This is a genomic window from Bradyrhizobium sp. MI1.11, assembly GCF_055811255.1.
Window position 1 is genome coordinate 242,846 of record NZ_JBVVPM010000001.1, and the last position, 13,695, is coordinate 256,540.

Annotated in this window: 13 protein-coding genes; 5 read left to right on the forward strand and 8 right to left on the reverse strand. The window is 64.4% G+C overall.

Annotation, left to right across the window (positions count from 1 at the left end; translation table 11 throughout):
- Position 1: 1 nt before the first annotated feature.
- Positions 2–874 carry a MurR/RpiR family transcriptional regulator gene (locus tag AC0L30_RS01110; RefSeq protein ID WP_007593762.1) on the reverse strand — a complete coding sequence of 291 codons (873 nt, stop codon included), beginning with the start codon at positions 872–874 and terminating at the stop codon, positions 2–4.
- A gap of 86 nt (positions 875–960) precedes the next feature.
- Between AC0L30_RS01110 and AC0L30_RS01115 the strand changes: the two genes are divergently transcribed.
- Together AC0L30_RS01115 and AC0L30_RS01120 are read left to right on the forward strand one after the other, a co-directional pair.
- Positions 961–2,148 (forward strand): amino acid ABC transporter permease, encoded by a 1,188-nt coding sequence (locus AC0L30_RS01115; protein WP_007593761.1) that lies wholly within the window; start codon positions 961–963, stop codon positions 2,146–2,148.
- 2 nt (positions 2,149–2,150) lie between these two features.
- Positions 2,151–3,257, forward strand: a complete 1,107-nt coding sequence (locus AC0L30_RS01120; RefSeq protein WP_219682666.1) for an amino acid ABC transporter permease — start codon at positions 2,151–2,153, stop codon at positions 3,255–3,257.
- A gap of 70 nt (positions 3,258–3,327) precedes the next feature.
- On the opposite strand, the gene AC0L30_RS01125 is transcribed toward AC0L30_RS01120, so the two are convergent.
- The 3 genes from AC0L30_RS01125 to AC0L30_RS01135 all read right to left on the reverse strand — a co-directional run bounded on the left by AC0L30_RS01125 (position 3,328) and on the right by AC0L30_RS01135 (position 5,782).
- Positions 3,328–4,746 carry an amidase gene (locus AC0L30_RS01125; protein WP_007593759.1) on the reverse strand — a complete coding sequence of 473 codons (1,419 nt, stop codon included), beginning with the start codon at positions 4,744–4,746 and terminating at the stop codon, positions 3,328–3,330.
- A 113-nt stretch (positions 4,747–4,859) separates the two neighbouring features.
- Positions 4,860–5,636 carry an SDR family oxidoreductase gene (locus AC0L30_RS01130; RefSeq protein WP_007593758.1) on the reverse strand — a complete coding sequence of 259 codons (777 nt, stop codon included), beginning with the start codon at positions 5,634–5,636 and terminating at the stop codon, positions 4,860–4,862.
- A 5-nt stretch (positions 5,637–5,641) separates the two neighbouring features.
- The gene (locus AC0L30_RS01135; RefSeq protein ID WP_198288235.1) at positions 5,642–5,782 is read right to left on the reverse strand and encodes a hypothetical protein; all 141 of its coding nucleotides are present in this window, start codon (positions 5,780–5,782) and stop codon (positions 5,642–5,644) included.
- An 11-nt stretch (positions 5,783–5,793) separates the two neighbouring features.
- Between AC0L30_RS01135 and AC0L30_RS01140 the strand changes: the two genes are divergently transcribed.
- Positions 5,794–6,867 (forward strand): tartrate dehydrogenase, encoded by a 1,074-nt coding sequence (locus tag AC0L30_RS01140; RefSeq protein WP_473403629.1) that lies wholly within the window; start codon positions 5,794–5,796, stop codon positions 6,865–6,867.
- Positions 6,868–7,061: 194 nt separating this feature from the next.
- On the opposite strand, the gene AC0L30_RS01145 is transcribed toward AC0L30_RS01140, so the two are convergent.
- The 4 genes from AC0L30_RS01145 to AC0L30_RS01160 all read right to left on the reverse strand — a co-directional run bounded on the left by AC0L30_RS01145 (position 7,062) and on the right by AC0L30_RS01160 (position 11,381).
- On the reverse strand, positions 7,062–8,135 hold the full coding sequence (locus AC0L30_RS01145; protein WP_007593751.1) for a malate/lactate/ureidoglycolate dehydrogenase: 1,074 nt from the start codon (positions 8,133–8,135) through the stop codon (positions 7,062–7,064).
- Positions 8,136–8,256: 121 nt separating this feature from the next.
- Positions 8,257–9,168, reverse strand: coding sequence for an NAD(P)-dependent oxidoreductase (locus tag AC0L30_RS01150; RefSeq protein WP_007593749.1), 912 nt, complete (start codon positions 9,166–9,168; stop codon positions 8,257–8,259).
- 12 nt (positions 9,169–9,180) lie between these two features.
- Positions 9,181–10,431 (reverse strand): Zn-dependent hydrolase, encoded by a 1,251-nt coding sequence (locus AC0L30_RS01155; protein WP_007593747.1) that lies wholly within the window; start codon positions 10,429–10,431, stop codon positions 9,181–9,183.
- A 32-nt stretch (positions 10,432–10,463) separates the two neighbouring features.
- A complete protein-coding gene (locus AC0L30_RS01160; RefSeq protein ID WP_007593745.1) occupies positions 10,464–11,381 on the reverse strand; it encodes a LysR family transcriptional regulator in 918 nt (305 codons plus the stop codon).
- 120 nt (positions 11,382–11,501) lie between these two features.
- On the opposite strand from AC0L30_RS01160, the gene AC0L30_RS01165 reads away from it, so the two are divergent.
- Both AC0L30_RS01165 and AC0L30_RS01170 read left to right on the forward strand, forming a co-directional pair.
- A complete protein-coding gene (locus tag AC0L30_RS01165; RefSeq protein WP_007593743.1) occupies positions 11,502–12,317 on the forward strand; it encodes a putative hydro-lyase in 816 nt (271 codons plus the stop codon).
- Positions 12,318–12,406: 89 nt separating this feature from the next.
- The gene (locus AC0L30_RS01170) at positions 12,407–13,651 is read left to right on the forward strand and encodes an ABC transporter substrate-binding protein (RefSeq protein ID WP_007593741.1); all 1,245 of its coding nucleotides are present in this window, start codon (positions 12,407–12,409) and stop codon (positions 13,649–13,651) included.
- Positions 13,652–13,695 lie beyond the last annotated feature (44 nt).

The following is a 13,695-nucleotide window of genomic DNA, read 5'->3' on the forward strand; positions in this document are numbered from 1 at the left end:
GTCAACCTTTCTCTGATACGTAAGTTGAAGCCGCGGCCAGCCGCGCCTCGGTATTCTCCAGGCGCTTCTTCGCGGCCGTGCCGCCGAGCGAGAACGTCACGGCCGCGAGCGATTGGGCGATCGCAATGGCGCCGGTCAGGCTCGGGAAAAAGCCGGGAGAGGAAGCCGCTTCGAACAGCAGCACGTGGTCGGCGCCTTCAGCCATCGGCGCCGAAGAGCTATCGGCGATCGCGATCAGGGCCGCGCCGGCACGATAGGCGGCCTGCGCGACCCGGACACTGGCATGTGTGTAGGGCATGAAGCCGATGACGATGACAGCTTCGCCGGGCCGGAATGCGCCGAGGTCGAGATCGTCGGGGCCGGACGCGCCGACGAGTTGCACCTGTTCGGGACGAAACAGCCGGAGCTCGTAATTCAGCAGTTCCGCGACGCTGCGGCAGCTTCGGTAGCCGGTGATCCAGATCCGCTTGGCGTCGTGGAGCGCGCGCGCCGCCTCGGCAATCGGCTGGGCCGGGATGCGCGGAAGGCCGGCGGCCTCGGCCTCGAGCTTGTCGGTGACGAGCGCGACATCGGCGTTCGGGCCGTGGCGGCGGCTCCTGGCGCGGCCGGAGAAGGGCGCGATCTGCGAGGGGCGCCGCGCCTCCGTCAACGCCGCGCGCAATTCATCCCAGCCCGAATAACCGATCGCTTTGGCAAGCCGCGTGAACGCGGCGGGATCGGCGCCGGCAACCGCCGCGAGATCGCGCATCGAACGCGTGGTGGCGTCGTAATCGTTGGCCGCGACGAAACGCCCGACCTCCTGCAACCGCATCGGAAGCGATGGCAATGCAATGCGCAGTTCGCTCAGCGGCGAGGATTTCGCGGGCTCGGCCATGAAACATTTGTTGCACAAAGTGGAGTTTGGTGCAACACTTGACGTACGCCGCCGGAAATCGTCGTCTTGAGAAGGATTTTTGTGCTGTGACGTCAGACGCTCCGAGACCGCCGCCGCGCCGCCGCTTCTTTGGCGCTTTCGGACAACGCGAGCTGAAAGGCCTGTTCTGGCAGGCCCTGGTGGTCGGGATCGCAGTCGCGGTCATCGCCTTTCTCTGGTCCAACACGGTCACCAATCTCTCCGCGCGCCGCATTACGACCGGTTTTGCCTTCCTCGGCCGTGAGGCCGGCATGCCCATCTCCGACAGCCTGCTCGCCTACAATCCGAGAGACTCATATCTCTGGGCCTTCGTCGTCGGCATCGCCAACACCCTGCGCGTTGCCGTGATCGGAATCGTGCTTGCAACCATCCTGGGCACGGTGATCGGCATCTCGCGGCTGTCGGCCAATTGGCTGCTGTCGCGGCTCGCCGCAGTGTATGTCGAAACGCTCCGCGACATCCCGCTGCTGCTCCAGCTCCTGTTCTGGTACGTGCTGATGCAGGCGCTGCCGGCAGCGCGCGCGGCATGGCGGCCGATCGAGGGCGTGTTCCTGTCCAATCGCGGGTTGATCCTGCCGGCGATTCCGATCGGGACGCCGCAGCTTTGCGTGCTCGGCGCGGCAGTGTTCGGGCTTGTCGTGTTCTACGTCATCCGGCGGCGGCTCATCGCGCAGCAAATGCGCGACGGCAAGCCGCGGCCGTCCTGGCCTTTTGGACTCGGCTTGCTTGTTGTGCTGCCTGCGGCGGTGTCCGTGCTTCTCGGCGTGTCCTGGACGATCGAATGGCCGGAGCTGCGCGGCTTCAACTTCGTCGGCGGGCTGACGCTCGCGCCGGAATATTTCGCGTTGCTGATCGCGCTCGTCACCTACACCTCGGCCTTCATCGCCGAGATCGTGCGCAGCGGCATCCAGTCGGTGCCGCGCGGCCAGTGGGATGCCGCCAATGCGCTGGGACTGCGCCGGAGCTTCATGCTGCGGCAGATCATCCTGCCACAGGCGCTACGCGTCATCGTGCCCCCAATGACGAGCCAGTACCTCAACCTGACCAAGAACTCCTCGCTCGCGGTGGCGATCGGCTATCAGGACGTGGTCTCGATCGCCAACACGACGTTGAACCAGACCGGGCAGGCGATCGAGGCCATTGCGTTGATCATGGCGGTGTTTCTCACCATCAGCCTCGGCATCAGCTTCTTCATGAACTGGTACAATTCGCGCATCGCGCTGGTGGAGCGCTGACCATGACGGCGATCGCCGACATTCCGGAAGTACCGCGCGCCGCCCGCCGCCCGCAGATCGGCAATCCGGTGCTGCGCTGGCTGCGCACCAATTTGTTCTCGTCTATCCCGAACGGCATTCTCTCGGTCGTGTTGCTGGCAGTGCTCGCAAAGGGCCTCTTTAGCTTCGCGCAGTGGGGCATCGCCAATGCGGTCTGGCTCACCCCGGCGAACGATTCCAGCGCCTGCCGCGCGGTACGCGGCGTCGGTGCATGCTGGGCGATCATCCCCGAGAAATACCGCTTCATCCTGTTTGGCACCTATCCGTTCGACGAGCAGTGGCGGCCGGCGCTGGCGGTGCTGCTGTTCATCGCCCTGTTCTATCTCTCCACCCGCCGCGCCTTATGGCGGCGCGAGCTGGCCTATCTCTGGATCGCCGCTCTCGCGCTGATCAGCATGCTGATGTGGGGCGGCATACTCGGCCTGTCGTTCGTCTCGCAGGACCGTTGGGGCGGCCTCCCGGTGACGCTGATCCTGGCGACCTTTGGTCTGGCTTTCGGCTTCCCGCTCGGCATCCTGGTCGCACTCGGCCGGCGCTCAAAACTGCCGGCGATCCGCTCGCTCAGCGTGCTCTATGTCGAGCTGATCCGCGGCGTGCCGCTGGTCAGTCTGCTGTTCATGGCGAGCGTGATGTTTCCGCTGTTCATGCCGAACGGATTCAACATCGACAAGCTCCTGCGCGCGCAGGTCGCGATCATCCTGTTCGCGGGCGCTTACCTGGCCGAAGTCATTCGCGGCGGCCTCCAGGCCGTGCCCCGCGGGCAATACGAGGCCGCCGATGCGCTCGGGTTGTCATACTGGCGCAAGAACCGGCTGATCGTCCTGCCGCAGGCGATCCGTCACGTCATCCCGCCGCTGGTCAACACCTTCATCGCGTTCTTCAAGGACACCAGCCTGGTCCTGATCATCGGTATCTTCGACCTGCTGACGACGGCCAAGACCGCGATCATCGATCCGGCGTGGCAGCAATTCTCCGTCGAAGTCTACATCTTCGTCGCCGGGATCTATTTTGTCTTCTGCTTCGCGATGTCGCGGTATAGCCGGAGCCTGGAGGCGGCAAGCGAAAGGTGAGTATCTCTCTTGTCCCGGACAAGGTGCTACGCGAAACGCTGCGCCGCATCCGGGGCACGAGAGCGGAGACCTAGTTCTTCACCCGCGGATCAATTGGCGTCGTGCCACGCACGCCCAAGATATCCTCCAGCGTCTTCGCGCCGGCGATCACCTGCGCATCAGCGCGCGGAGCCCCGACGACCTGCAGTCCGACCGGCAGGCCCGACGCCGTGAAGCCGCAGGGCAGCGAAAGCGCGGGACAGCAGGCGAGCGTGATCGCATAGACGATGCCGAGCCACTCGACGTAATTGTCGAACTTCTTGCCGGCGCATTCGGCGACATAGCGGTGCTCGATCGGGAAGGGCGGCACGATGGTGGTCGGTACCAGCAGCAGATCGTAGCTCTTGAAGAACTCGACCGCACGCGCGGTCATGCCGACGCGCTGCGCCTCGGCGCGTTCGAGTTGCTCGATCGTAAGCTTGAGGCCTTCCTCGATGTTCCAGATCACTTCGGGCTTGAGCAGGTCGCGCTTGGTGCGCAGCAGCTGTGCCTTGCTGATCGCGAAGTCGAACGCGCGCAGCACGTGGAAGCACTCATGCGCCTCGCGCCAGTCCGGATGTGCCTCCTCGACGATGACGCCGGCTTCGGCAAAGCGTTCCGCCGCCTTTCGCGTGATTGCTTTGACTTCGGGATCGACCGGCGTGATACCGAGGTCTGGCGAGTAGGCGATGCGCTTCGGTTTGCTGCCTGACTGCGCCGCCGAGAGAAACGAGGTCAACGGCGCCGGCAGCGACAGCGGATCGGCGGCATAGTCGCCGCTCATGGCGTCGAGCAGCAGCGCGAGATCCTCGACGTTGCGTGCCATCGGACCGACGACGCCGAGATTACGATCGATGGCTGATTTTGGAGTATGCGCGACCCGGCCGATGCTCGGCCGCATCCCCACGACGCCGCAGAAAGCTGCCGGACTGCGCAGACTGCCGCCCATGTCCGAGCCCTGCGCGAGCCAGGCCATGCCGGTCGCGAGCGCAGCGGCCGCGCCGCCTGACGAGCCGGCTGCCGACTTGGACGTATCCCAGGGATTGAGCGTTGCGCCGAACACCTCGTTGAAGGTGTTGGCGCCCGCACCGAATTCCGGCGTGTTGGATTTGGCGTAGACGACCGCGCCGTTACCTTCGAGGTTCTCCACCATGAGGTCGGACTGTTTGGGCACATTGTCCTTGAAGATCGGCGAGCCCTGGGTGTTCAGCACGCCAGCAACGTCGGTCAGATCCTTGATCGGCACCGGCAGGCCTGCGAGTAATCCGCGCGCACCGGCCGGCTTCCGCATCAGCGCCTTTGCGCTATCCCGCGCGCGATCGAAGCACAGCGTCGGCAGCGCGTTGACCTTGCCGTCGACTTCGCCGATACGCTTCTCCAGCACATCCAACAGTTCCAGCGGCGAGACGTCGCCGGACCGCAGCTTGTCGACGACGGTGCAGGCGGTTTCGCGGATCAACTCTTGAGACAACTATTTTACTCCTGTACTTGTTCAAGCGTCATTGCGAGCGCAGCTAAGCAATCCAGTCTGTCAAGGCGGAAAGATTCTGGATTGCTTCGCTGCGCTCGCAATGACGAGATTAATCAACCCCAGCCCGCGCTGATGCCGCCGTCCACCGTGTAGATCACGCCGGACGTGTAGCCCGCGCGATCCGACGCCAGGAACGCCATCAGGTCGCCGATCTCGCGCGCATGCGCAGGCCTGCCGAGCGGCAGGCTCTTCTGGAATTCCTTGTAGCGGCTCTCGTCGCCGAACTGGTGCTTTGCCCGGGTCTTCAGCAGGGTGACGTGACGATCGGTGCCGACAGGGCCGGGATTGATGCCGACCACGCGGATGTTGTCGGCGAGGCTCTTGCCCCCGAGCGCGCGGGTGAAGGCCATCAGGGCGGCATTGCCGGCGCTGCCGCAAATGTAGTTGGCGTCGAATTTCTCGCCGGCGGCGCCGATGTCGTTGACGATCACGCCGCCGCCCTTCGCCTTCATCTGCGGATAGATCATGCGCGTGAGGTTGATGTAGCCGAACACTTTCAATTCCCAGGCGTGCCGCCAGGTCGCCTCGTCGATCTTGTCGATGGAGCCGCCGGGAATGTCGCCGGCATTGTTGACGAGCACGTCGATGTCGGCGGCTTCCTTGGCGAGCCGCGTCAAATCCTCGCTCTTGCGCAAATCGACGATGCTCGTGGCGGCATCGATCTGGTGCGCCGAGCGCAAGCGCTCGGCCAGAGCCTTGAGCTGATCGCCGTTGCGGGCGGCGAGGAGGAGATGGCAGCCTTCCTCGGCAAAGGCCTCGGCGGCAGCTGCGCCGATGCCCTTGGACGCGCCCGTGATCAGGACGCGCTTGCCACGCAGATGCAGATCCATGGGAGTCACTCGCAGGAGAGGAACGGGAATAAAATCAGTAGGCGGTCGGCCGCGCCATGGTCAACATTGCAGTGCAGCGTTGCACTGCCGCCGCGTTTGGTCCATTGCAGTGCGGTCAAAAAGGCGGCGGCTGCCGGAGCAATCAAGGACGTTCTCGATGAGCAAGAAACAATACCGGATCGCGGTCATTCCTGGCGACGGCATCGGCAAGGAAGTGATGCCGGAGGGTCTGCGCGTTCTGGAGACCGCGGCGAAGAGGCACGGGGTGTCCCTTCATTTCGATCATTTCGACTTCTCGTCCTGGGACTATTACGAGAAGCACGGCCAGATGATGCCGGACGACTGGAAGGACAAGATCGGCAAGCATGACGCGATCTATTTCGGCGCGGTCGGCTGGCCGGCCAAGATTCCGGATCACGTCTCGCTGTGGGGCTCGCTGATCAAGTTTCGCCGCGAGTTCGATCAGTATGTGAATCTGCGCCCGGTACGGCTGATGCCGGGCGTGCCGTCGCCGCTGGCCAACCGCAAGCCCGGCGACATTGATTTCTGGGTGGTGCGCGAGAACACCGAAGGCGAATATTCCTCCGTCGGCGGCCGCATGTTCCCGGACACCGACCGTGAGTTCGTGACGCAGCAGACGGTGATGACCCGCATCGGCGTCGATCGCATCCTGAAGTTCGCGTTTGAACTCGCGCAGTCGCGGCCGAAGAAGCACCTGACGTCGGCGACCAAGTCGAACGGCATCTCCATCACCATGCCCTATTGGGACGAGCGCGTGGAGGCGATGGCGAAGAAGTTTCCGGGCGTGAAGTGGGACAAGTACCACATCGATATTTTGACGGCGAATTTCGTGCTGCACCCGGATTGGTTCGACGTCGTGGTCGGCTCCAATTTGTTCGGCGACATCCTGTCCGATCTCGGCCCGGCCTGCACCGGCACCATCGGCATCGCGCCATCAGGCAACATCAACCCCGAGGGCAATTTCCCGTCGGTGTTCGAGCCGGTGCACGGCTCGGCGCCCGACATCGCGGGGCAGGGCATCGCCAATCCGATCGGCGCAATCTGGTCCGGCGCGATGATGCTCGAACATCTCGGCGAGAAGGAAGCCGGCAAGTCGATCGTCGATGCGATCGAGCGCTCGCTGGCCGAGCGCACGCTCCGCACCAAGGACCTCGGCGGCAACGCCGACACCACGGCTTGCGGCAAGGCGGTCGCGGACATGGTGGATTAGAGCGCTCCTGTCCCTCCCCCCTTGTGGGGGAGGGTGGCTTCGATGCGAAGCATCGAAGACGGGTGAGGGGTTGTCTCCGCGGAGACAGACCTCTCAATTGTGCATTTCTCTTCGTGGAGAGAGACCCCTCATCCGGCGCTTCGCGCCACCTTCTCCCACAAGGGGAGAAGGGAAGAGCCGCGTGCTCTGTCTCACTACCCCGCGATCTTCTCGATCGCCGCCTGATCCAGCCCAAACGTTTTCCCAGCCAGCAAAATATCCCGCCAGGTGGTCGGATCGACCGGGATGCCTTCCGCGAGCCGCTTCTTCTTCGTCTCGCGCTCGGGCTCGCCGGCGATCTTCACCTTGTCGACGCCGGGGGCCGGCGGTGAGCCCGTGTGCCACGCGACGAAGCTCTCGACTTCGCGCGCGAGATTCTCCGCGGTGCCGAGCTTGGCCGGATCGATGATGATCGAGAGCATGCCATTGAGGACGTTGTACTTGCCATCGGACGGGCCCTTGACCACCTGACCGCCGGAGAGCGCGCCGCCGAGGATTTCGCACACCAGCGCGAGTCCCGAACCCTTGTGCTCGCCGAACGGCAGGATGGCGCCGTACGGCGGGATCACGGTGTAGCGCGGGTTGGTGGTCGGCTTGCCCTCGTTATCGATGATGGTGCCGGGCTCGAGCTCGACGCCCTTGTTGTGGGCGACGCGGGTCTTGCCCTGCGCGATCCTGCTGGTGGCGAAGTCGAGCACGATGGGGTCCTTGCCCGCGCGCGGGATGCCGACGCAGAACGGGTTGGTGCCGTGGCGCCCATCGCTGCCGCCCCAGGGCGCCACGATCGGGCGCGAGATCACGTTGACGAAGTGAATCGAGACCAGTCCGTGGTCGATGCACTGCTCGGCCCAGTGGCCGATGCGGCCGATGTGATGTGAATTCGAGAGGCCGACGAGACACACGCCGTTGCGCTTGGCGCGCTCGGCTGCGAGCTCCATCGCTTCATGGCCGATGACCTGCCCGTAGCCGGTGAGGCCGTCGAGCGTGAGCAGCGGACCGGTGTCGAGCACGACCTTGACGTGCCGGTTCACGGCGAGGCCGCCCGTGGTGACGCTCTGGACATAGCGCGGGATCATGCCGACGCCGTGCGAGTCGTGTCCCTTGAGGTTGGCCTCGACCAGATTGGTGGACACGAGCTCGGCCTCGCGGTCCGTGGAGCCGCCGGCCTTGACGATGGCACTGATGGCTTCGATGAGCGGCTGTGCCTTGATGGTGCGATAGTCGGCCATTGTTGGCGCTCTTATCCCTTTCCAAGATTGCGGTGCGTAGGGTGGGTTAGGCGAAGCCGTAACCCACCTCTTCTGTCTTCGCGAACGTCGAGGGTGGTGGGTTACGCTTCGCTAACCCACCCTACGTTTTCACGATCCGGCGGCAGTGCTCCCACGCCGCATAAATGAGGTTCTCGCTCGCCTCCGGGGTCCGGAACGCCGAATGCGCCGACAACGTTACGTTCGGCAGCTTGGTCAGCGGATGATCGCCGGGCAATGGCTCGATGTTGAAGACGTCGAGGCCGGCATGGCGGATGTGGCCCGACTTCAGCGCATCGATCATGGCGGCCTCGTCGACGACGGCGGCGCGGGCGGTGTTGATGAGGATGACGCCCGGCTTCATCTTCGCGATCATCTCGCGGGTGATCATGCCGCGCGTCTCGTCGTTGAGCAGCAGATGCAGCGATACGACGTCTGCTCTCGCCAACACCGAATCGAGATCGACGAATTCCACGCCCGGATAGCTCTTCGGCGAGCGGTTCCAGGCGATCACCTTCATGCCGCTGCCCGAGGCAATGCGCGCGACCTCCGCGGCAATACCGCCGAAGCCGATCAGGCCGAGCGTCTTGCCCGTGAGCTGCATGCCGTCTTCGCGCAGCCAGTTTCCGCCGCGCATCTCGCGGTCCATCATCGCGATGACGCGGGCCGAAGCCCACATCAGCGCGATCGCGCATTCCGCCACCGCCGTGTCGCCATAGCCCTTGATCAGGTGCACGGAGATGCCGAGCTCAGCGAGCTCCTCCGGGTTCATGTAGCTGCGCGCGCCGGTGCCGAGGAACACGACATGCTTCAGCCCCGCGCACTTCTTTGCGACATCGGTCGGCAGCGCGGTGTGGTCGACGATCGCGATCTCGGCGCCGTCGAGGATCTCGGGATATTGCTCGGGCTTGATGTCGGGATCCCTGTGGATCCGCACCTTGGGATCGCCCGGTTGCTCCAGCCGCTCCAAGATCACGGCGAGGGCTTCATTGGCGTCGACGAAAACTCCGCGCATGATTCTCTCCGGTCAGGATGCGACGCCGGCGATCGCCAGCACCGTGTGCATGAGGACGTTGGTGCCCGCGGCGCAATCGGGCTGCGTAGCGTCTTCCAGCTCGTTGTGGCTGATGCCGTCCTTGCAGGGCACGAACACCATTGCGGCGGGCATGATTGTGTTGAGATTGCAGGCGTCGTGGCCGGCGCCGGAGGTAATGCGGCGAGAGGAGTAGCCGAGCGTCTTCGCCGCGTTTTCCACCGCTGCAATGAGCTTCGGATCGAAATGCGTCGGCGGCTTGCGCCAGACCAGGTCGATCTTCACCTCGACCTTGCGGCGTGCGGCGATCTCGGCAATCGCGCTACGAAGATCGCGATCGAGCGCATCCATGATCGCGTCATCCGCGCTGCGGCAATCCATGGTGAAGGCGATCTCGCCGGGAATGACGTTGCGTGAAGGGTTTGCGATCACGGCCTCGCCGATGGTGCCGACTGCCTTCGGCCCGTGCTTCCTCGCAATGGCTTCCATCGCCAGCACGATCTCGGACAGCGTCGCCAGCGCATCGCGCCGCAGCGGCATCGGTGTCGATCCGGCATGACTCTCGAAGCCGGAAATCTTGCCGTCGTACCAGAGCACGCCCTGGCCGGAATCGACCACACCGATGGTCTTGCCTTCGGCCTCCAGGATCGGGCCCTGCTCGATGTGCAGCTCGACGAAGCAGCCGAGCTTCTGGAACCCGACCGGCTTGTCGCCGCGATAGCCGATGCCGTCGAGCGCCTGGCCGACGGTGGTGCCATCGGCGTCCTTGCGCGACAGGATGTCGTCGGTGGTGAAGTCGCCGACATAGGCGGCGGAGGCCATCATCGCGGGAGCGAAGCGTGAGCCCTCTTCGTTGGTCCAGTTGACGACGCAGATCGGCGCTTCGGTTTCGATTCCGGCATCGTTCAGCGTGCGGATCACTTCGAGCGCACCGAGCGTTCCCAGAATGCCGTCATATTTGCCGCCGGTGGGCTGGGTGTCGAGATGCGAGCCGATGCCGACGGGCAGCTTCGACATGTCGCGACCCTTGCGCAGGCCGAATTGCGAGCCGAGCGCATCGGTGTGCACCTCTAGGCCAGCGTCCTCGCAGGCCTTGCGGAACCAGTCGCGCACCAGCTTGTCCTCCGCGCTCAGCGTCAGCCGCCGCACGCCGCCCTTGGCCGTCGCGCCGAACTGCGCGGTCTCGTGGATGGAGCCCCAGAGGCGGGCGGAATCGATTTGCAAATTGGTGGCGGCTCGGCTCATGCGGTCAGTCTCTCAATTGTCCGGCGCCTGTTTCAATGACGCGCCGGCGCGGGCGCGTCAACTGCGAGGCTGCTCTGCGCAATCTGACATGCAAGCTCTGCGACCCGCTCCACCGCCACGACGTCGGGCGAGGCGAGCCAGCTCGCGGTGAATGTCAGCGGCGCGATTTTGAGATCGGTGTCGAGCAGTTGCAGTCGCCCGTCTGCGAGCTCGCTCTCGACGATGGCGTCGGGGATCACGGCGATGCCGAGACCCTCGACCGCCATGTGGATGACGGTCGCAAGCGAGGCGGAGGCGTGCAGCCGGATCGGCGGCAGCTCCGGCCGGTCGAACACTTCGCGCACGACTTCGTAGGGCCGCGTCTTCCGCGGAAACGTGATGATCGGAAACCGCGCCAGCTCGGCCCGCGTGACCGGTCCATGGCCAAGGCCGAGCGAGGGGCTGGCGAGAAAGCCGATCGGATAGTCGGCGAGGACGCGATTGTGCACCCCGGAGGCAGAGAGCGGCCCCACCACGAAAGCGAGCTCGATCTCCTGCGCAAGCAGGCGCGCGGTCAGGTTCGGCGTGATGTCGACCTCGATCTCCAGCGACAGGTTCGGATAGACCTCGTTCATGCTCTTCACCAGCCGCGGCAGCCAGGTGTGCACGATGGTCTCGGCGACGCCGAGCCGCATCACGCCGCGCATCGCCGAGCGGTCGCCGATCTCGGCGATCATCGCGGCGCGCAGGCCGATCAGCTTCTCCGCATAGACCATCATCTGCCGGCCGCTCGGCGTCGGCGAGGCCACGCGGTGGTCGCGGTTCAACAGCTTCACCCCCATCTCGCGCTCGAGCTGGGCGATGCGCTGCGAGATCGCCGGCTGGGTCGTGTTGAGGCGTGCTGCGGCGCCGCGAAAGCTGCCGAGCTTCACAACCCAGAGAAACGTCTCGATCGATCTGAAGTCCAGCATTGGAAGGATTTTCCCGTCCGATAAATGAAATTTATCGATATTGATTAGAAAGGAAGATTAGACTTTATAGCACGCGTGGTGTTGGCTTGTCTTTGTCGAGTTTATAGGCAGGTCGATCTCATGACTGTTTTGGTGGCAGTGCAGCAAACTGAAACGCCCGACACCCTCCCGAGCCGCAAGGCGCGGCTCGCCTACCGCGAGGGGCTGGTCGCCTCCACCGCCGGCGTTGCCCCCGGCTTCGTCCAGGGCAATCTGGCGATCCTGCCGGCGGAATATGCCGGCGCCTTCCACCGCTTCTGCCAGCTCAATCCCAAGCCGTGTCCGATCATCGGCATGTCCGACGTCGGCAGTCCGCACATCCCGGCGCTCGGCGCGGATCTCGACATCCGCACCGACGTGCCGCGCTATCGAGTCTGGCGCGACGGCGAGGTCGTGGACGAGCCGACCGATGTGACAAAGCACTGGCGCGACGATCTCGTGACCTTCGTGCTCGGCTGCTCCTTCTCGTTCGAAGAGGCGCTGCTCGACGAGGGCATGCCGATCCGCCACATCGAGCACAATGTGCGCGTGCCGATGTATCGCACCAACATCGCCTGCGGCGAGTCCGGTCCCTTCGCCGGTCCCATGGTGGTGTCGATGCGTCCGTTCAAGCCGGCGGATGCGATCCGCGCGGTGCAGATCACCTCGCGCTATCCGGCCGTGCACGGCGCGCCCGTGCATCTCGGCCATCCGCATCTGATCGGCATCAAGGACATCGCCAAGCCCGATTACGGCGATCCGGTCCCGGTTGCAGACGACGAGATCCCGGTGTTCTGGGCGTGCGGCGTGACGCCGCAATCGGTCATCAATGCTGCCAGGCTGCCGTTCGCGATCACGCATTCGCCGGGCCTGATGCTGGTGACGGATCTCAAGAACAGGACCATGGCCGTGATTTAGTGGGCAGCGTTTGCTGCTTCTTCGAGCTTTACCGCACCCATCAATCGCTTCATTCGATCAGCCGAAATTCAGTAACAGGGGACTTTGCCATGACGATCACTCGCCGCGACGTATTGTTGGGAGCCACCGCTACGGCCGCGCTCGTGCCGCTGGCAGCGCGCGCACAGACTTCGGAAGTCGTGATCGGCGTGATCTATCCGTTCTCCGGCGGCAGCGCGCAGCAGGGCGTCGATGCGCAGAAGGCCTATGAGACCGCGCTCGAGGTCATCAACAAGGCCACGGATTTCGACCTGCCGCTGGCCAAGGGCGAAGGCCTGCCGGGCCTCGGCGGCGCAAAAGTCCGCCTCGTGTTCGCCGACCATCAGGCCGATCCGCAGAAGGGCCGTGCCGAAGCCGAGCGCCTGATCACGCAGGAGAAGGTCTGCGCCATCATCGGCACCTATCAGAGCGCGGTCGCCGTCACGGTCAGCCAGATCTGCGAGCGCTACCAGATCCCGTTCGTCTCGGCCGACAATTCCTCACCCAGCCTGCATCGCCGCGGCCTGAAATATTACTTCCGCGCCTCCCCGCACGACGAGATGTACTCGGCCGCGATGTTCGACTTCTTCGATGCCTTGAAGAAGAAGGGCACCAAGATCGAGACGCTGTCGCTGTTCCACGAAGACACTATCTTCGGCACCGATTCCGCCAATGCCCAGGCCAAGATCGCCGGCGAGCGCGGCTACAAGATCGTCGCGGACATCAAGTATCGCGCCAACTCGCCCTCGCTTTCGGCCGAGGTGCAGCAGCTCAAGAGCGCCAACGCCGACGTGCTGATGCCGTCGAGCTACACCACCGACGGCATCCTGCTGGTGAAGACCATGGCCGAGCTCGGTTACAAGCCGAACGCGATCGTGGCGCAGGACGCCGGCTTCTCCGAGAAGGCGCTCTATGACGCCGTCGGCGACAAGCTCGAAGGCGTGATCTCGCGCGGCACCTTCTCGCTCGATCTCGCGCAGAAGCGCCCGATGGTCGGCAAGATCAACGAGATGTTCAAGACGCGGTCGGGCAAGGATTTCAACGATCTCACCTCGCGTCAGTTCATGGGCCTGATCATCCTCGCCGACGCCATCAGCCGCGCCAAGTCGACGGACGGCGAGAAGATCCGCGACGCGCTCGCCGCCACCGACATCCCGGGCGAGCAGACCATCATGCCCTGGAAGCGCGTCAAGTTCGACGAGATGGGCCAGAACAACGACGCCGACCCGGTGCTGCTGCAATATGTCGGCGGCAAGTTCGTCACCATCTTCCCGCCGCAGGCCGCGATCGCCGAGGCGATCTGGCCGATGAAGTAAGACACGGCGGGCGGGAGCACAGATCGTAGCTCCCGCCCTCATCC